Source organism: Flavitalea flava (assembly GCF_054461575.1).
This window is the reverse complement of record NZ_JBTLQH010000017.1, coordinates 62,778-82,850: the sequence shown is the minus strand read 5'-3', so window position 1 is coordinate 82,850 and position 20,073 is coordinate 62,778. Positions and strand designations below refer to the sequence as shown.

Here is a 20,073-nt window from a genome sequence, read left to right as displayed (position 1 = left end):
TATTAATTTAAAAAAAGTAGGATAGCCCCCATGCGCTTAAAGCGGCCACCAGGGTATTTAAAAAATTGACAGCATTATTGCCGATCCATTCCCTTCTTTCTACCGAAGCGCCAAGAATGGAGTCGAAAATATTTCCTATAGTACCGGCCAGAATAATAATAAGGAAAGAAGACGAGCTCCATCCAAAACCAATGACAAAAATAATTGAAATAAAGATACTTCCCGTCAGGCCCCACAAGGAGCCCTCCAGGCTGATAACGCCATTCAGGCCGCGTTGATCTTTTTTGAAGGAAAGAATATTATAATAACGGGTGCCATAAATATTCCCCAATTCGGAGGATAAAGTGTCGGCGGTTGCGGCTGCAAAGGCGGCAGCGATCAGCAAGGGAACTATGTACTCCCCGTATGGCATTTGGTTTTGGGTATCAAGGATGCCCGCTAAACCTGCGAGTGCGGGGATACCTGCGTTTGCGATTACCTGCATGGCGTTCCGGATACCTTTATTTGTTTCGGCTAAACCATTTTGTTGTTTCCATTTTAACTTCCAGGAAGTGGCTGCCGAGCCCGAAAGGAAAAAGAAGGTCATCAGGACAATTCCTGTAAATCCTGAACCGCCGTAGACAAGGAGGGCCAAAACGACCCCGGCAACCGCGGCAGGCATGGTTAATTTACGGGCACGGATACTATATACTGCTCCGGTAATCAGGATTAAGAACAATACCAAAAGTCTTATACTCATATTTGGATTATCTGTATGTATTTTTGAGCTAAATTTGGTTAATAGTGAGAATAAAATGGGAAAATATTATATTTGTATTAATTATGAGTAAAAAAGATTACGAAGCACTTCGCAAAGCTTTGCAAAATCAACGCAAAGAAATATCCTTTTCCAAAAAGTACATCTAATTAATTCCAGGCAACCTTCTTCCAATAGCATATTATGTATCCATCAAGACAAGGTCTGCCAGTAGATTTTCAGGAAAGATTATGAACGGCATCCCCCAAACATACGTAATCGGAGATATTCATGGCGCGTTAAAGGCATTGGAGCAGGTCCTGGGTAAAATCGGGCTTCAAAAAGAGGACAGGTTGATCTTTCTGGGAGATTATGTGGACGGATGGTCAGAGTCGGCTCAGGTGATTGATTATCTGATGAGGTTGGAGCCAGTATACGATTGCCATTTTATTAAAGGGAATCATGACCTCTGGTGTGAAGAGTGGTTACGGGGGGAAGGACCGGATGGGACCTGGCTTCTTCATGGGGGAGCTGCTACGATAAATAGTTATAATACCTATTCTAGTGAACAAAGGGCAACACATCTGGAATTTTTTGAGAGGATGCCGGAATACAGGATTGAAGAAGAGGGTCGGTTATTCGTCCATGCAGGATTTACTTCCATGCATGGACCGGCCCGGGAACGGTTTGAAAATAATTTATTGTGGGACAGAACGCTCTGGGAAATGGCTTTGTCGGTGAATCCCCGATTGAAAAAAACCTCAAAAAAATACCCAAAGCGGTTATTGTTGTATAATGAAATATACATTGGTCATACTCCAACGACCAATTACGATATCGATATTCCCATGCTGGCCTGTAATGTATGGAACGTGGATACGGGCGCCGCATTTACCGGGAAGATTACGGTCCTAAACGTAGCCTCCAAAGCGTATTGGCAAAGCGTCAATGTCCGGGACCTATACCCGGGTGAAGCGGGAAGAAATAAATAAATCTTCCAGCAGTCACTTCACCCATGCTTCCAGCTCCTCACGGCTTACCGGTTTGCGTTGATCATCGAGATTGATCACGAACAGATATCCTTTCCTGCCCGGAGTGGATAAAAAAGCGCTGACGAGATTTAGCTGTTCACTCACCAGGGGATGACCTGTCGTAGGATTCCAGAGCTCTTTGGCGCAAAGACAACCCATCGTCGGGGTGAGCGGATAAAATGGTTTGTCTTTAAAAAACTCCGGATCGATCGTGGTGCCATGGGCGATGATCTCTGTCCTTCCGATCTTACCTGCGGCCCAGGCTTCCATTACCGGCGCATAATTCCTCCAGTCAGGAGGCCACAATTCCCTATAAAAACGAAGAGAATCGACAGGAGGGGGTCCGGCAGGATCAGTGGTTTCCCTATTCGGATCAGGCTCCTGGAAATAACGTTCCCATTTTCCCTCGAAAGGTAACAACAGCTGCAGATTTGGTGTTGGACCGATAAAATGTGTCCGGGAGATATCGGTGCCTTGTATACTATAGGCTCCCTGAGGGGTGCTGCCATTCGTAATAAAATAGGGGAGATCGGAACCGGAGCGGGCGAGTTGTTCAAAGACCTGCAATTTCCCCTGGGCATTGCGTGCAAAACTTCCGTCCGCATTTTGAACGATGGCCAGCCCGGGATAGTCCCGGTTCCAGCGCTGAAAAGAATAAATGACCTTTTGACCCGGGTTCTGCCGGTAGCTGAAAAGCTGGCGTATATCAGGTGTTTTGCTTCGCACAAGGGAGGTATGATAGCTGAGATAGGTCTCCAGTTCTTTCAGGAGGGGCAGGGTATCATAATCCGGAAATTTTTCCACCATCCGGATCTTCAGCGTATTGCTGTTATCGGTACCCGAGTCGCTGCGGAATAAATAAACGGCGGACAAGCAGAATAATTTGGGATCCGTTTCCTTGTCCAGGACTGTCTGCATTTCAGGGGTAAAGAGTTTCGGGTATGTCGCGTAAACGGCTTCCAGGAATGCCTTTTTGGTATCATAGGAGAGGGCGTCGTATCCAGTAAAAAGAGTATGAAAGCCTTTTTCAACGAGGGCCGACGAAAAGAGGAATTGAGAAATTGCCCAGCAGGCAGACATATACCTGTCCTCGGAGTTACTGTCCAGGGGCATGGAAAAAGCACGTTCGATGATCCTTTCCCGGAGGTCTTTTTCCAGGGCGGTCCTTTTCTGGTAAAGCACGAAATCGGTATAGATCTCCTCCCTTTTCGGTTGGGCAAGGGAACTGAAGGGAATCAGCATGGAGGCCGTCAGCCAGATCAGACAATACCTTAATGCCCATCTTAATGTTTTTCTTAATGCCCCTGCAAGGATCACGGGATAAATCATCCGGCTAAATTAAACAGAAAAAGCCCTGAAAAACCCTTAATTTCAGCCCTTATTTTTTGACCTACTCTTTATTAAGATCTGTAAAACGTAAAACATGAACAAACTAACGTATTCCTGTTTGCTGTGCTTTTCTGCGCTTATCGGCCTTTCCGCCTGTAATGATCAGCCCAAACAGGCCGAAGAAAAAAAATCCGACTCTACCACCGTTGCCGTAGATGCCAGGACAATCACCAAAGACTGGAAGATCGGTGTCCAGTTGTGGACGTTCCGTCTGTTCACATTTGTGCAGGCTATCGACAAGGCAGACAGTGCCGGTGTAAAATTTGTAGAAGCCTTCCCCGGCATGAAACTGGGCGGCGACATGAAAGAATCCTTTGGTCCTGAAATGACTCCTGAGAGCAGGGCAAAGATCAAGAAGCTCCTCCAGTCCAAGGGAATTCAGATCGTAGCCCTGGGTGTGATTTCTCCCAAGAATATGGCTGAATGGAAAACCTATTTTGACCTGGCCAAGGACTTCGGGCTGAGTTATATCACGGCCGAGCCGCTGAAAGATCAGTGGAATGCACTGGACAGCCTGGCCGGTTCTTATGGTATCAAAGTGGCTATCCACGACCATCCCAAGCCTAATGCCTACTGGCATCCTGATTCCGTTTTGGCAGCCGTACAGGGTCATCCGAACATCGGTTCTTGTGCAGATGTAGGTCACTGGACCCGCAATGGTCTCGATCCTGTCGAATGTTTGAAAAAACTGGAGGGCCATATATTCGGAGTGCATCTGAAAGATATCGATACGGCGGGCAATACTCATGCGAAAGACCTTATCGTAGGGACGGGTGTTGTTCCTTTCCCCGGCATCTTCAAAGAACTGCTGCGTCAGAAATTCAACGGAATGTTCTCTATCGAAAGAGAGAACAACTGGGAGAACAATGTACCCGATGTGATCCAGACCGTTAAATATTATAACGAGCAGGTCTCGAAATTATAGCCGTTTTTATTGCCGTCATTTCTTATAACTTCTATTTTATAACCAATTTCGTAAGGGCTATCCTCCAAAAAAGGATAGCCCTTTTTCTTTCCATTTATCCAATTCTTATATCGAATGGTAGCGTAGCTGCTTTTTTTGTAGTAAATTAAAGCCTTAGCCCTAAAAAGCAACCAACCTAACAACCAACCCGAAAAACAAAACGAATAAAACCATTTTGGAAAATGAATCCCTTTAACAACAACAAATCCAACTACCACCAACCCCGTAAGAACCAATCCCGTCGTCAATTCCTGCACCAGGCTGGCGGCGCCACGCTTTTATTTTCAGGCCTTTCTTCCCTGGCTGCGCAGGAGGCGGCTGAAACCAGGATACTGGCGGCGGAGAAAAGGATCAGCCCAAACGATACGCTCCGTATCGGGGTGATCGGGATGGGTATTATGGGGCATAACGACCTGCGGACGGCCCTGAAGGTGCCGGGAATCGAGTGGGTTGCTGCCAGTGATCTTTATACGGGCAGGTTGGAAAGGGCAAAGGAAATCAGTAAGAAGGCCTATCCGGGCCAGGAATTATTTACGACACGGGATTACCGGGAAATACTGAACCGTAAGGATATTGACGCGGTGATCATTGCTACCAGCGATAGCTGGCATGCCCGTATTGCCACGGAGGCCCTGGAAAAAGGCAAGGCGGTATATTGCGAGAAGCCGATGGTCCACCAGTTAAAAGAAGGATTGCCGCTTATCGCCACGCAACAGCGGACAAAAAAGGCGATGCAGATCGGCAGTCAGCGGGTCAGCAGCGTTGCATATGCAAAAGCCCGTGAATTGTTCAAGGCGGGCGAGATCGGGCAATTGACCTGTATCGAAGCTTCCTTCGACAGGCAAAGCGCCCTGGGAGCCTGGGAGTATACCCAACCAACGGACGGATCGGCGGAAACGGTTGACTGGGACCGTTATATTGCCGGGATGCCCAAAGAGCCATATGATCCAAAGAAATTCTTCTGGTGGCGGAACTACCGTGCTTTCGGGACGGGAGTGGCCGGTGATCTTTTCGTGCATTTATTATCGGGTATTCATTTCATTACCGGCTCCAAAGGGCCTGAACGGATCGTTTCCTCGGGGCAGATCGCCTGGTGGAAAGATGGACGTGATGTTCCGGATCTGATGACCGCACTCATGCATTATCCGGATAGCCCGGAGCATCCTGCTTTCGAATTGACGCTGCGGGTAAATTTCGTGAGCGGGCAGGGGGAGACCAGTACGGTGAAGTTCATCGGTTCGGAAGGAGTGCTGGAATTCGGGGATAACGGTTTTACGATCCGGCATCATAAAATGTCGGTGGCTCCCGGCATTGGTGGTTGGGACTCCCTGGAGACCTATCCTCAGGCCATGCAGGACGAGTTGGTTCGGCGGTACAATGAAAAATATACACCGGCACAGCGTCAGGAAACCACTTCACCACCAACCATATACAAGGAACCCGACGGTTTTGACGAACACCTGGAACATTTCACGAATTTTTTTACCAGCGTACGCACAGGCAGTCCGGTCATAGAAGATCCGGTATTTGGCTTCAGGGCCGCTGCTCCTTGCCTGGCAGCCAATGAAAGTTATTTTCAGAATAAGATCATCTATTGGGATCCGGTAAATATGAAGGTTAAGGGATAGTTATGAAGCTTAAGGGATAGTCCGGTGAATAGGAATGTAAAAAGATAATTATGTTATCGACTTATTTCAATATTGCCTGGCGGAATTTGTGGAAGCAAAAATTCCATGCTGCTATAAACATATTTGGACTATCTCTCGGTATGGCCGGGGGACTGATTCTGTTCCAATTTATTAGCTACCATCTCAGCTATGACAGGTATCACCAAAAGTCAGGACAATTATACCGGGCGGTCACTGATCTTCATCTGGATGATGGATCCGTCATCAATGTTTCGGGATCTCCGCTCGGCCTGACGGCCGCTTTACAAGATGAGTTTCCCACAATAAAAGACCAGGCTGTTCTGTTAAAATTACGAACGGTTACTATCAGTGTTCCGGGCGCCGGGCAATGGAAATATTTTGAAGAAAAAGAAAATATTGGATTCACCGATCAGCATTGGTTTAATTTATTCGATTATACCTGGGAAGAAGGGAATGCAGCCAGCTCTTTACAGCAACCGAATACGGCGGTAATTTCCCGGCGGCTGGCAGATAAGTATTTCGGTAACGCGGAAGCCATTGGCCAAACGATCCGGTTGGATAATAAATATACGGTGACCATTACAGGCGTATTAAAAGATCTTCCTGCCAATTCTGATTTCAGGACGGAGTTGTTCTTTTCGCGCCCTTCTTTTACTGCTTTTTATCCGGGCACGGAAGAGGCTATGTACAGGAGTTGGGGATTCATCAATACCACTACCCAGTCATTTGTTTGGCTGCCTGAAAAGCAGTCCGAAACACTTTCTGAAAAAAAGGTAACTGCCGCCATGGCCCGTCTTACAAAAATACATTTTGAGCCAGATGTGGCATCGGTATATCATTTTCATTTGCAGCCGTTAAAAGAAATACATTTCGATGGCCGTTACGGGGGAACCATACAGCGGTCTTTACTCCTTACACTGGCCGTTATTGGCTTGTTCCTGGTCATCATTGCCTGCTTTAATTTCATCAATCTGGCGACAGCGCAAAGCGCCAAACGAGCCAGGGAGATCGGCACGAGAAAAGTATTGGGCAGCTCCAGGATGGCAATTTTCCGGCAATTCATGACCGAAACCGCCTGCCTGGTACTACTCGCAACCTTGTTATCCCTTCTCTGGATTAAATTAATCCTGCCATTGTCCGATAAATGGTTACAGATCTTATTGCCATTTAATCCGTTCCGGGATTTGAGATTATCGATGGCGGTACTACTCCTGGCCATACTGGTAACGGCAACGGCTGGTTTTTATCCGGCGATTATCCTGAGTCGCTGGAAACCTGTTGATGCCCTGAAGAAACAAATCAACAGCCCCGGTTCATCCCTGTTTCGCAAAGGACTGATCGTCTTTCAGAATGTGGTTGTCCAGGTGCTTATCATCTGCACGCTCATCATTACGCTTCAGATAAAACATCTGAAGACCACCGATCCCGGCTTTGTAAAAGAAGCGGTGATTATGGTGCCCGTTCCGGATCCGGCAAAAGGAAAATCGTCCTATCTGGAAAGTCTGCTTAAAATGGATCCGGCCATACAAGCCGTATCCTTCTGTTATAGCGCTCCATTATCGGAAAGGAGTCTGGGGGGATCTGTAAGTTATGATAACAGATCATGGGAAAAATTTAATTCCCGCACCATTATCGGCGATGCTGATTATCTGCCAACATTCGGAATAGCTCTTTTAACCGGAAGGAATATAACGGAAAGCGATACCGTCCGGGAATTTCTCATTAACGAGACCCTTGTCCGCCAATTGGGGATCGGCGATCCGAAACAGGTGATTGGCCGGCGACTGGTTGCCGGCGGGCTGGATGATCATCCGGGAATTATCGTGGGGGTGGTAAAAGATTTTAATGTTCAAACCTTGAACAAGCCGGTTGAACCGGTGCTGTTCACTACCAAAAGGGACCGGTATGAATATGCGGCTATAAAATTCAAAGGAGGCAACCCGGCAGATTTGCGCAGCAGGATCCGGAAAGCCTGGGAAGCCGTTTATCCGGCACATGTTTTTGAATACCATTATCTGAATGAGCAGATCGATGAATATTATCATAAAGAAGATCTACTGAACAAATTAATAAATGCCACGGCAGCGATCGCAATAGCCATAAGCTGCCTGGGGCTTTTGGGGCTTATCTCCTTCTTCACGATCCAGCGCACTAAGGAAATCGGGATCCGCAAAATCTTGGGGGCTAATGCTTCCGCAATTATGTATATGTTGTCCAAAGATTTTTTGAAGTTGGTTCTGTTGTCGATCCTGATCGCCTCACCCGTTGCCTGGTATATGATGAATCATTGGCTGCTTGATTATGCTTACCGCATCAAAATCAATTGGTGGATATTCGTACTGGCAGGGGTTGCTTCCCTGCTTATCGCCTTGATAACAGTGAGTTACCAGGCAGTTAAAGCCGCTTTTGTCAATCCGGTGGAAAGCCTTCGCTCCGAATAAAGGAATAAATCTAAGACTGACGGAGAAAGAGTTTGATTCCTTTCCCGATCTTTGCCAGCCTAAAATCAACCGATGGCAGAAAAGCATTCAGGGGAAAATTCTTCTACAGAACAGCTATTTTCTTATAAAGAACTATTCTCCTTTACGGTAAGGATCTTCCGCAAAATCGGCTGCCCCGAAAAGGATGCGGACACAGCAGCAACGGCCTTGCTGAGCGCCGATCTGCGGGGGATCGACTCACATGGGATCGCACGGCTTATTGGGTACGTGCGTTTGTGGGAGGCTAAGCGGGCAAATCCGACGCCCGATATCCGGATCATTCATGAGACGCCCTCCACTGCAGTTGTGGATGGGGATGGAGGACTGGGTTTGGTCGTAGCCCCTTATGCCATGCAGATTGCCATTGAAAAAGCAAGAAATGTCGGTACGGGATGGGTGAGCGTGCAGCATTCCAATCATTTTGGCATTGCCGGGTATCATGCTTTGCAGGCCGTAAAGGAAGACATGATCGGAATTGCCATGACCAATGCCAGTGCCCTCGTGGCGCCTACTTTTTCCATAGAAAGAATGCTGGGTACCAATCCCATTTCTGTGGCCGTTCCGGGTGGAGAAGAGCCTCCTTTTGTGGCTGATCTGGCCACCACTACAGCGGCAAATGGCAAGCTGGAGCTCCTTCAACGTAAGAACATGGAGGCGCCGACTGGCTGGATACAGGATAAGGATGGCCATAGTTCCATAGATCCGCATGCCTTAAAAACGGGAGGTGCCTTATTGCCCCTTGGCGGTGATCGTGATCACGGAAGCCATAAAGGGTATGCACTGGGAGCGATCGTTGATATTTTCTCTGGCGTTTTGAGCGGTGCCAACTATGGTCCCTGGGTGCCTCCTTTCCCTGCTTATATGCCCATGCCAACCGGCATGCCGGGCAAAGGGATCGGTCACTTCTTCGGTGCCATGCGGATCGATGCTTTCCGCCCTGCAGACGAGTTCAAACAACATATGGATAACTGGATACGCAGATTCCGGTCAGCCACTCCGGCACCGGGCCATGAAAAGGTACTGATCCCCGGTGACCCGGAACGGGAGATGGAAAAAGAGCGCCTGGCAGTTGGTATTCCTCTTGTTGATGTTGTAGTAACCGAACTTCAGGGATTGGCTGTAAAATTGGGAGTAGAATTTCCAGCGACAACATCACCGGTAAAAAAGAATTAAAAAAAAATGGTAGTTTAGCGATCGGTGATCCACCGGATACCAGCAATGCCTTTAATAGAAAACCATATGATAAGTGCCTGGCAGAAAGGAATCCAGGCTTCCAACCTAACCTCATTTAATGATTTTTTCCGTCATTATTATTCAAAGCTTGTCCGGTTTGCCATACAGTTTGTTCATACCCGCGAAGCCGCGGAAGAGATCGTTTCCGATGTATTTGTGAAGATCTGGGAGAAAAGGGCAACCCTTCTGGAAGTCCGGAACCTCGAAGTTTATGTATATGTTTCTGTCAAGAACGGATGTCTTAATTACTGTGAAAAGTATTCCGTCGTTCATCTTCAGCTGGATACACGTGGGGAAATGGAATTTTACGATACGGGTAATAGCCAGAAAAGCCTGGAAATGAAGGAGCTGATGCACCGTTTGCATATGGCGATCGAGCAGTTGCCGGAACAATGCCGTCTCATTTTCAAAATGGTGAAGGAGGATAATTTAAAATTTCATGAAGTCGCCGAGATCCTGAATATCTCAACCCGCACCGTTGAAACCCAAATATACAGAGCGGTGAAAAAGCTGCGGATCGTTTTATCCGACCAGGTAAGCCGGACAGATTCGGATAATCCGGCTGATCAGCCGGATCAGCCGGGTTCTTTTAAATCGCCTGGCCCATCCGATTCACCCGATCTCTCCATTCAGCTGGACTTTACCTCCTTACTTCCCGAGGCTATCCGGTTTTTGCTTATCCGGAACCGCGTTAAATTCTTTTAAAAATAATTTCCTGTCCTGTAAGTAGTTTTTTTATTTTCCCTGTCCTTGTTTAAAAGCGATACTGCCTGAACGAGGACATCTTCATATTACTTGCCATAAAAGTTTTATCCGGAAATCATCTCCCGGAGGAAGAACAGCATTTGCAACAACTGGTTGCCGGCAATAAATCCTTTCAATTAATATTCGAAAAGCTGAAGTTCTATTGGAACTCCGGGACCCGTTCGGGGATCAACGAGGAACTTGCATTGGCCAGGGTCTGGCTGAAAATAGGAAATCCGGAGCCCCTTTTATCGTCTGGTGAGGATGAGCCTCCTGTAAAGCCGCTGGTGAGAATGATCCGTTGGCGGAGGATACTCGTTGCAGCGACACTGATCCCTCTTATTGCACTGGGAATGTGGTGGTTCGGGATCCAAACCCGAAAAGTGGATCTGGTGGAAAAATATAACCAGAAAGGCATACGTTCCACGATCACGCTTCCGGATGGCAGCAGAGTATGGCTGAATTCGGACAGCCGCCTGAAATATCCTGCTTTTTTCGGGACCAGCCTTCGGGAAGTTTACCTGGAGGGTGAAGCATTTTTCGAGATCGCCAGGAATCCCAGCAGACCTTTTGTGGTCCGCCTGCCAAAAGGCACCGTCAATGTGCTGGGAACCTCTTTCAATATCAGGGCATATGGTAACGAAGATCTGCTGACTACTTCCGTCGCCACGGGAAAGGTCGCTTTTGTTCCGGGTCAGGCAAAGGATGATAGTTTTTACCTCAGTTCCGGCTTGAAAGCAGTTTATCACCTGCGTTATTCCGGCGTAACCGTTGAGCCGACCGATCCGGATGCAGACAAAGGCTGGATCAACGGTGTGTTGGTTTTTAATAATGAAACCCTTGGCCAGATCGCAGTGGAACTGGAAAGATATTTCGGGAAGCCGGTGAATTTCGGAAACGCTTCTGTTGCCCAATATCGCTATAGCGCCACCTTTAAAAATAATTCGGCCGAGGAAATACTCGAGCTTCTCAAAAGAGTAAAGACCTTCCATTATACAGTGACAGATAAATATATCGGAATAGATAAGTAAGATTTTTATTTTTTTAACCTAAACGATTGCTGCGTATGAGAATTCATACTAACAGGAGATGCCCTGTATTTTTACATCTTAAACTATTGCTGTTAATTGCTGCATGGATTACGGCGCCGCCCGGGCCCCTGATGGCGAACAATCCGGGGAAGGTGTTTCCGGCATCACTACAACCCAACACTATATCCATCAGCTGCAGGGAACAACCTTTGAAGTGGATCATCAGACAAATTGAGAAGCAGAGCGGTCTCTCCTTCATCTACTCCAATGACGATCTGGATATCAACAAAAAGTATTCGGTTGCCGTAAAAAAAAGGACCCTGAACGAAGCGCTTCAGGCCATTTTCTCGCCGCTGAAGCTGGAATTTGAGATCAGAGGTGATAAGGTACTGCTGCATACAGCACCTCCTGTGCAGTCATCACGGGACGTTCCTGCAGGGAACCTGCCGGTGAAGTCCGTTATTGTCAAAGGAAAGGTGGTTGATGAGAAAGGAAATCCTTTGGCCGGGGTGACGGTGGAGTTAAAAGAGCCTTCCCTGAGATCTGTCACAGACAGTGAAGGAAATTTTCAATTGCAAATTCCCGTTCTGGCGGGTGTGCTCACTTTCTCCTATGTCGGCTATGAAAAAAGAGAAGTATCCCTGACTTCTTCCTATATCGCCGTTGAATTATTCCCGCTGGATAAAAATCTTAACGAAGTGGTGGTAGTGGGATATGGAGTGCAGAAAAAAGTCAGCGTCACCGGAGCGGTGGATGTGATCCGGTCGACTTCCATACAGGGCAGGGCGACGCCCAACCTCACCCAGGCTTTGCAGGGTGCCTCTCCCAGTCTTACCATTCAGCAAACCAGTTTTGAACCGGGTCAGCCAATTAATATAAATATCCGGGGAATCGGGACCTTGGGTGACAATTCTCCGCTAGTAGTGATAGACGGGTTGGTAGGAGGTGATCTCAATCTTCTCAATCCTAACGATATTGACAATATATCCATTCTGAAGGATGCGGGCTCTGCTGCGATCTACGGGTCAAGATCCGCAAACGGGGTAATTCTGATTACGACCAAAAAAGGAAAGAAAGGCGCGGGTACCCTGTCCTATAACGGGATCTTCAGCCGGGTCAAGCCGCATGTCTGGATGAAACCGGTAAAAGGTTTTGAGAATATGATCCTGAAAGACGAGGCGATCATAAATTCAGGGTCAGGGCAGACTCCTTCTTATTCCCCGCTTGATATCGAACAAAGAAAGGAACTGGGGGACGAAGAGTGGTTCCTGTCTTCTATTTTCCAGGATGCCAGCCAGCAAAATCATAGCCTGAGTCTGGGGGGAGGAAGAGACAAGTCCACTTATATGGTATCGCTGGGATATATGGATCAGCAGAGCAATTTTGTCGGACCGGCAAAGGGCCTCAAACGCTATAACTTCCGGATAAACCTTTCCAACGAAGTGGGGCGTCTGAAATTATCTACCATCCTGGCTTATTCCAGGACCCAGATAAAAGATCATTCCTTTACCACCGGGACATTAGTGGTTGACGCGGAACGTACGCCTCCTTACTATAAACTAAAAGACACTTCTGGAAGATACCTTATCAATGATGTGCTGGCGCAATTCAATCCATTGGGGATACTTGATAAGGGCGGATTCCGGGATTATGATAACGACAATATATTCGGTAGCCTTAATGCCGAATTAAAGATTGTCAGAGGCCTGACCTTAAAAGGTGTTTTCGGCGGAGCACTGGATGCCAATCATCAGTACTATGAAACAAACTATGTCCCTTTTTACCGGGAGGGCCAGGCAGCAGGGACAGCTCCGGCGGGCGTCTATGGCAGTGATAAGGGATCGGTTACGGGAGATGAGAATGCGAAGAACTTATTCCTGAACAGTCAATTGCTGCTTGAATACGCCGGGGAGTTCGGCAAACATCATATTCAGCTGTTGGGAGGATTCACCAATGAGTCTTACACGGGGAAGTCAAATAAGGTGGCGTTGAATTATACCTCGCCTGATCTCAATCTTCCCCAAACTTCCACGGTTGTGAATATAGGCGATCTTAGGATCACCCCGCAGGGAACAACCCAGAACAGCCTGTATTCGGCAATCGGCAGAGCTTCTTATTCATATAATGATAAATATTTTGCAGAGGTGAGCTTCCGCGCAGACGGATCTTCCAAATTTGCAAAGCAGAACCGATGGGGTTATTTCCCCTCTTTGTCTTTAGGGTGGCGGATCAGCGAAGAAGCTTTTTTCCAGAAAAGCAGGATAGCCGGTTATTTTAATGAGCTGAAGATTCGCGGCTCATACGGATTGCTTGGGAATCAGAATGTAAACAATTATCAATACCAGACCACCTATGTCGTCTATCCGAATACTTATGGATTTAATGGTAATACGGCCGTATCCGGTACTGGTTTTAACATCGCGAACCCTGATCTTAAATGGGAGGTCGCCAATACTTTTAATATCGGCTTCGACGCAGGGTTGTTCAACAGACGGCTGAATATCGGATTCGATTATTTTAATAAACTGACCAAGGATATTCTTCTCCATCCCAATCTGCCGGGCACCTTTGGCGGAGGCCAGGTGGATTATAATATCGCATCTGTTCGTGACAGGGGATGGGAAGCCAATATAGCCTATACGATCCCGGGCAGGATACTGCATCAATCCATTTCACTGAATATTGGAAATACCAATAACGAGATCGTACAAATGGCGAACGGGCAGGACCAGTTGCAATCGCTGGAGGAGTTACAGGTGCTTTATGGGAAAGGGATCCCCATCGCCTCCTATGTGGGGTATAAAAGAGACGGTTATTTCCGGAACCTGAAAGATGTGGAAAACAAGCCTCGTTTTACCGGTTTGGCAGTGGCTCCCGGAGATATATCCTATAAAGACAAGAACGGAGACGGCCTGATCGATGATAATGACAGGTACGTATTAGGCAACCCTTTCCCGCATTATATTTTTGGGCTGAACTATACCGTGAGCTGGAAGAACCTGGATCTCGGACTATTGATCCAGGGGGTGGGGCAAAGGGATATGGCGCTACGGGGTGAGCTCATCGAACCTTTCCATGCGAATTATTCCTTTACTATGTATACTCATCAGCTCGATTACTGGCGGCCGGATAATCCCAACGCCCAATATCCCCGCCTGGCGCTGAATGGCAGCGCTTCCAATACCAATAATTTTCGCAAGGGATCCGATCTCTATATTCTGAATGGAGCTTACGCCCGGCTGAAAAATATCCAGATCGGGTATACCTTATCGCAGACGATCAGCCAGCGGCTGGGGATCCAGAAATTGCGGGCCTACCTGACGGGTCAGAACCTGCTTACCCTTACCAAAAACAGGTTTATCGATCCGGAATCATCCGAATTCCATAATGGAGCCAATAACCAGAATAATAACCTGAATGCCACGAATGGTGCGAATAGCGGACGTTCTTATCCTACATTGATCTATTACGGGTTTGGATTGGAGGTAATATTTTGATGGGACAAAGATGGACCTGGGTCCATCGGCCGAAGGCCAATCATTAACCCTTTTTGTCCCCGGGTTTAAATTTTAGAACCCCAGGGGACAAAAAAAAATAAAATTGCTGCTAACATGAAAACATATTTCAAAATATCTGTTTTTCTTTCCATAACAATGCTGGTTCTGTCCTGCAATAAGCTCGACACTTCGCCGACGGACCGGTACACGGAACTAAATTACTGGACCTCTTCCGATAAAGCGGACCTCGTTCTCAATATGGCCTATAGCCAGATGATCAAAAGCGATTATTTTTTTTACAATGAAGGGTTGTCGGACAATGCCTATGCCGGCAGGGGTGATGCCCAGGGGGTTATGTCCCTGTCCAGCGGCGTATACGACCCTTCTCTGGGAAGGTTGGATGACGAATGGAAATTTCATTATCAGGGGATAAAGACGAGTAATACCTTACTGGAAAATATCGGGCGTGTTCCCGGTATGGACGATGGTCTGCGAAACCGTATGATCGCCGAGGCGAAACTCCTCCGGGCTTTTCATCATTTCCAGTTGGCCTCCTGGTGGGGAGACGTTCCACTGGTGGCAAAAGATCTCAGTGTTTCGGAATCGCAGACTATCCAACGCAGCCCGAAAAGCGAAGTCATCGCTTTTGTATTAAAAGAGCTGGACGATGCGGCGGCCATACTTCCGGTGAACACCTCCTATTCCGGGAATAATATCGGAAGGATCTCCAAAGGAGCGGCCATTGCCCTGAAAGCAAGAGTTCTTCTGTATGAAGGTCGTTGGTCGGAGGTTGTTACAGAGTGCGCAAAACTGGTAGAAAACACGGGTAACGGCAGCTATAGCCTGTTCCCATCGTATGGGGAGCTTTTTAAGACGCAAAATGAAAATAACAGCGAGGTAATACTGAGCTCGGGTTATGTTCCGGATTTGAGGTTCCACAGTGAATTCATCGATTTCGTTCCTGTTTCGGTCGGCGCCCGGTTAAACGGTCTGGCACCCACGCAGGAGCTGGTAAATGATTACCTGATGACCAATGGCAGACAGATAGGTGATGCAGGGTCTGGCTATGATGAATTGAATCCTTATCAGGACCGTGACCCAAGAATGAAGGCGACGGTAGTTTACGACCGCTTTGCCTGGCCGAAAAATGACGGAAGCCTGAAAACCATTTACATTAAACCAGGAACGGATCCGGACCCCAATGCTCCGGACGAATACAAGCCGGGCTCCGTGTCTTCACCCACGGGCTACTATATCAGGAAATATTTTGATTCCACGGCAAATAATTTCAATTCCGGGCTGGACCTGGTCGTGATCCGGTACGCCGACGTATTGCTTATGTATGCGGAGGCCAAAAATGAAGTAGCCACGCTGGACCAGGCCACCTGGGACAAAACGATCAGATTATTGAGGACCAGAGCGGGATTCACCGATCCCGGCGCTTTAAATTTCGATGGCACCTGGAGCCAGGGACAGATCCGGGACATCATCCGCCGGGAAAGGAGAACCGAACTGGCGATGGAAGGGCTGCGGATCTTTGATATACGCCGCTGGAAAACGGCAGAGACGCTATTGAACGGATATGTGCATGGTGCAAAATTTGCCGACCCTGCTGTGGATAATGGATATATACGCGCCAATATCAGAACCTTCGATGTGTCGAAACATTATCTCTGGCCGGTGCCCAGGGACGAACGTGCACTGAATACAAAACTTAGTCAAAATACGGGATGGTAAACTTTAACCCGATAACAATTAACTTCAAAAAATTGCATATGAGAAATATGATCCTTCTGCTGATCCTGGCCATGGCAGGTTGCAAAAAAAATGACAGTGTCAATACAAAAGTGACTGCGGTGGCCAACTTTTTTTCGCCGGAAGACAACAAGACCGTCGATCTGTCCGCTACATCTTCGGTCGTGTTCGAATGGGATGCGGCGCAGGCAGCCGATGGAGGAATGGTACTTTATTCCATTGCCTTTGATAAAGAAGGTGGTGATTTTTCCAAACCGGTGTATACGATAGCCTCCGATGGCAACGGATTGTACAATAAAGGCACTCTGACCAAGGAGATACTGAACAAGGTGGCCAGACTGGCCGGAGTACTTCCACTGGGAACAGGCCAGTTTATTTGGACGGTATATTCCTCCAAGGGTGTGGACAAACTGAAGGCTGCCGTTACCAGGAAGATAGCCATCACCAGGGCCCTGGGTGTGGACAATCCTCCTGCCGAGGTATATATCACCGGGACGGCTACGGAAGGGGGAACGGACCTGAGTAAGGCCCTTAAATTCAAGCAGACCGGTGATGGCAAATATGAGATCTACACTTCACTGGCTGCAGGAACCTATCATTTTGTCAGCGGGATCACCGGTACGCCCGATCTGTTCTATACGGATGTGGATGGAAAAACGATCCGCCAGGGTGCGGGGGAAACAACGGTGACCGGCAGCACCAAAGCGTATCGTATCCGTCTGGATTTTAACGTGGTCAGTGTGCAGAACACGGGGATCCTGGAACTGGGATTATGGTTCGCTCCAAATAATACCATCCAGTTTACCCTGGATTATTCAGGCGGGGGTGTTTGGAAAGCCCTTAACCAATCCATTGTGTTTAAGCAGGAGAGCTGGGGACGCGACGAGCGATACAAGTTCAGAATGAAGATCAATGACGGCACAACGGATAGTTATGAATGGTGGGGTAGCAAGAACGGCGATAATAACCGTCCCGATGCATCTACCCCTCTTTCTTTCTGGGAGCTATATACGGTGGATGATACACAATGGAATAATTGTTTCAAATTCTCCGGAGACGACGATAACCACAATTGTGATATCAACATGTATTATTCGGCCGACAAAACAAATTACACTCACGAGGTCATTGTAAAATAAAATGCAGTCCATGAACAGATATTTAATTCCATTCGTACTGGTCTGCCTTGCTTGCATTTGCAGCTGTACAAAAAAATACGATTATAATTTTAATACGGGAGATGGAACCATTAAATATGGAATTAACTGGCAGGCGGCAGCTGACAGCAGTACGGATTTTCTGGTAAAGAATTACTGGAACAGCGCCGCGGGGTATTTTTATAAGGACAATAATGGGGACAATACCTTTAACTACTGGCCGCAGGCCCATGCCCTTGATGTAATGCTGGATGCGGATAACCGGACGGGTCAAAAAAAATATACAGATAATTACAACAAGTGGTACGATGGGGTAAAAACGAAGAATGGCGGTAGTTTTCTCAATCATTTTTACGATGATATGGAGTGGAATGCGCTGGCTATGCTTCGGGCCTTCGACCTGACAAACGACCAGAAATTCAAAGGAGCGGCCGCGGATCTCTGGACCGACATCAAGGGTGGATGGAATACAGTACAGGACGGTGGTATTTCCTGGAACAAGAGCGAAACGGGGTATAAGAATACGCCGGCCAATGCGCCTGCCTGCATACTGGCTGCCAGATTATATACCCGGTTCAATAACGCTGATGACCTGGATTGGTCAAAAAAGATATATAGCTGGCTGAAGACCCATTTATACAATGAAGGGTCGGGATTCGTAAATGACGGGATGAACAAAAACGGAGATGGTAAGATAGATGAGTGGGCGCTTACCTACAACCAGGGGGTTTTTATCGGATCGGCCCTCGAACTATACCAGATTACCAAAGACCCTGTTTACCTGAATGATGCTATCAAAACGGCAGATAATACATTGAGCAGTTCCTCTTTCACCACCGGCGACAGGCTCCTGAAGGATGAGGGGAATGGGGACGGCGGTTTGTTCAAAGGGATTTTCATCCGGTATTTCACCCAGCTTCTTTTAAGTAAGGATTTGCCGCAGGACGTGAGAACGCGTTATCTTAATTATTTTAAATTGAACGCAGAAACATTGTGGTATAAGGGGACCAATAAATCAGCCGGTCTTTTCGGGACCTATTGGGGCACTCTTCCCGGGAATACGGCCGATCTTACCACAGAGGAGAGCGGATGTATGCTGATCGAAGCCGCTGCTTTACTTAATAAAAATAAACAGCTTTAAACGTTCACGACCTTAGTGAACATGACCTTAGTGAACATGACCTAGTGAACATAATCGGGGTGAACATAACTTGGACAATGAGAAATATCCGTATTCCTTTACTAACAGTTCCGGTTTTACTAATTGTTTCGTTTTTTCTGTTGTATGCAGGTTCCGTGAAAGGTCAGGCGACAAATCAAGGTAGTTTCGATTACCAAAAGGAATTTATTCGCTTGTACGGTGCCGTGCAGCGGCAGTTCTTTGATTCCTCATCGGGCTTTTATAAGGATGTTGACGAAGGGGCTCCAAAGAAGCCGTATTCCTATCTCTGGCCTTTGTGCGGATTGTTGCAGGCGAATAACGAGGCGGAGCGGGCCGGTATTCCCGGTTATCCTTTACAGAAGATTACCGGGCTTGTGGATTACTATAAAAGCAATAAGGCTCCGGCGCCCGGATATGATTCCTATATTGTCAGATTTGGAGGCGGAGATCGTTTTTATGATGATAATCAATGGTTGGGTCTTGCCTGGATGGACGCCTGGTTCCGGAAAAAAGAACCGGAATTATTGGATCGGGGAAAAATGATCTACCGGTATATGATGACGGGATATGATACAGTTACGGGAGGCGGATTGTATTGGGAGGAAGGAAAAAGGTTCACTAAAAATACCTGCTCCAATGGGCCGGGTATTCTGTTGGCGCTTCAATTGTACAAGGCTACCCAGGAAAAAAAATACCTGGATACTGCTTTGCTGCTTTATAACTGGACCAACAAACATCTCCGTGATCCTTGCGACGGACTTTATTTTGATAATATCCATATTGATTCTATCCATAACGATAAACTCGGTACCCGCCGGGTAAAATATGCTTACAATTCGGGGACGATGTTGCAAGCCTCTGTTTACCTGTATGAATTGACACAGGATCCGGTTTATCTGCACCGGGCGGTCTCCCTTGCGGATAGCTCCGTTCCATATTTCTGCGGGAAGGGTAGGTTCAGGGATGGATATTGGTTTAATGCCGTTTTGCTGCGCGCCTACCAGGATCTGTTCAGGTGGAACAGAAATTTAAAATATCTGGAAGCCTTTAGGAAATGTGTTGACGGAGGCCTTCGTAACGATTTGAACAGAACCGGGGTGATGGGGTTCCGAAAGCCACAAACCCTTGTGAACCAGGCGGGAATGCTGGAAATACTTGCCCGTTTTGTATGGCAGGACCAGGAGAATTCCCGGTAAATTTCGAACTTTTCTAATAATCCAACCTGTATCTTTGCCATCCTCAAAG

Annotated in this window: 14 protein-coding genes; 12 read left to right on the top strand and 2 right to left on the bottom strand. The window is 47.3% G+C overall.

Annotated features, from left to right (window positions below):
- Positions 1–7: 7 nt before the first annotated feature.
- Positions 8–739 (bottom strand): DUF92 domain-containing protein, encoded by a 732-nt coding sequence (locus ACX0G9_RS16215; protein WP_459065981.1) that lies wholly within the window; start codon positions 737–739, stop codon positions 8–10.
- Between the two features lie 248 nt (positions 740–987).
- Between ACX0G9_RS16215 and ACX0G9_RS16210 the strand changes: the two genes are divergently transcribed.
- On the top strand, positions 988–1,728 hold the full coding sequence (locus tag ACX0G9_RS16210) for a metallophosphoesterase family protein (RefSeq protein ID WP_459065980.1): 741 nt from the start codon (positions 988–990) through the stop codon (positions 1,726–1,728).
- Positions 1,729–1,740: 12 nt separating this feature from the next.
- Here the strand turns inward: ACX0G9_RS16210 and ACX0G9_RS16205 are convergent, their stop codons facing one another.
- A complete protein-coding gene (locus tag ACX0G9_RS16205; RefSeq protein WP_459065979.1) occupies positions 1,741–3,096 on the bottom strand; it encodes a hypothetical protein in 1,356 nt (451 codons plus the stop codon).
- 94 nt (positions 3,097–3,190) lie between these two features.
- On the opposite strand from ACX0G9_RS16205, the gene ACX0G9_RS16200 reads away from it, so the two are divergent.
- From ACX0G9_RS16200 to ACX0G9_RS16150, 11 genes are all read left to right on the top strand, one after another.
- On the top strand, positions 3,191–4,081 hold the full coding sequence (locus tag ACX0G9_RS16200; protein WP_459065978.1) for a sugar phosphate isomerase/epimerase family protein: 891 nt from the start codon (positions 3,191–3,193) through the stop codon (positions 4,079–4,081).
- A 221-nt stretch (positions 4,082–4,302) separates the two neighbouring features.
- The gene (locus ACX0G9_RS16195; RefSeq protein WP_459065977.1) at positions 4,303–5,748 is read left to right on the top strand and encodes a Gfo/Idh/MocA family protein; all 1,446 of its coding nucleotides are present in this window, start codon (positions 4,303–4,305) and stop codon (positions 5,746–5,748) included.
- Between the two features lie 50 nt (positions 5,749–5,798).
- Entirely contained in the window at positions 5,799–8,210 is a 2,412-nt protein-coding gene (locus ACX0G9_RS16190; RefSeq protein ID WP_459065976.1) for an ABC transporter permease, read from the top strand.
- A gap of 72 nt (positions 8,211–8,282) precedes the next feature.
- Complete coding sequence (locus ACX0G9_RS16185; RefSeq protein WP_459065975.1) at positions 8,283–9,422, top strand: Ldh family oxidoreductase; 1,140 nt, start codon at positions 8,283–8,285, stop codon at positions 9,420–9,422.
- Between the two features lie 66 nt (positions 9,423–9,488).
- Positions 9,489–10,187: an RNA polymerase sigma-70 factor gene (locus ACX0G9_RS16180; RefSeq protein ID WP_459065974.1), complete on the top strand. Its 699-nt coding sequence runs from the start codon at positions 9,489–9,491 to the stop codon at positions 10,185–10,187.
- Between the two features lie 140 nt (positions 10,188–10,327).
- On the top strand, positions 10,328–11,257 hold the full coding sequence (locus tag ACX0G9_RS16175; protein ID WP_459065973.1) for a FecR family protein: 930 nt from the start codon (positions 10,328–10,330) through the stop codon (positions 11,255–11,257).
- Positions 11,258–11,292: 35 nt separating this feature from the next.
- The gene (locus ACX0G9_RS16170; RefSeq protein ID WP_459065972.1) at positions 11,293–14,754 is read left to right on the top strand and encodes a TonB-dependent receptor; all 3,462 of its coding nucleotides are present in this window, start codon (positions 11,293–11,295) and stop codon (positions 14,752–14,754) included.
- A 114-nt stretch (positions 14,755–14,868) separates the two neighbouring features.
- A complete protein-coding gene (locus ACX0G9_RS16165) occupies positions 14,869–16,491 on the top strand; it encodes a RagB/SusD family nutrient uptake outer membrane protein (protein WP_459065971.1) in 1,623 nt (540 codons plus the stop codon).
- A 38-nt stretch (positions 16,492–16,529) separates the two neighbouring features.
- Positions 16,530–17,648 carry a SusE domain-containing protein gene (locus tag ACX0G9_RS16160; protein ID WP_459065970.1) on the top strand — a complete coding sequence of 373 codons (1,119 nt, stop codon included), beginning with the start codon at positions 16,530–16,532 and terminating at the stop codon, positions 17,646–17,648.
- Between the two features lie 10 nt (positions 17,649–17,658).
- Entirely contained in the window at positions 17,659–18,807 is a 1,149-nt protein-coding gene (locus tag ACX0G9_RS16155; RefSeq protein ID WP_459065969.1) for a glycoside hydrolase family 76 protein, read from the top strand.
- Between the two features lie 77 nt (positions 18,808–18,884).
- The gene (locus tag ACX0G9_RS16150) at positions 18,885–20,024 is read left to right on the top strand and encodes a glycoside hydrolase family 76 protein (RefSeq protein WP_459065968.1); all 1,140 of its coding nucleotides are present in this window, start codon (positions 18,885–18,887) and stop codon (positions 20,022–20,024) included.
- The last annotated feature ends 49 nt before the right edge of the window (positions 20,025–20,073 follow it).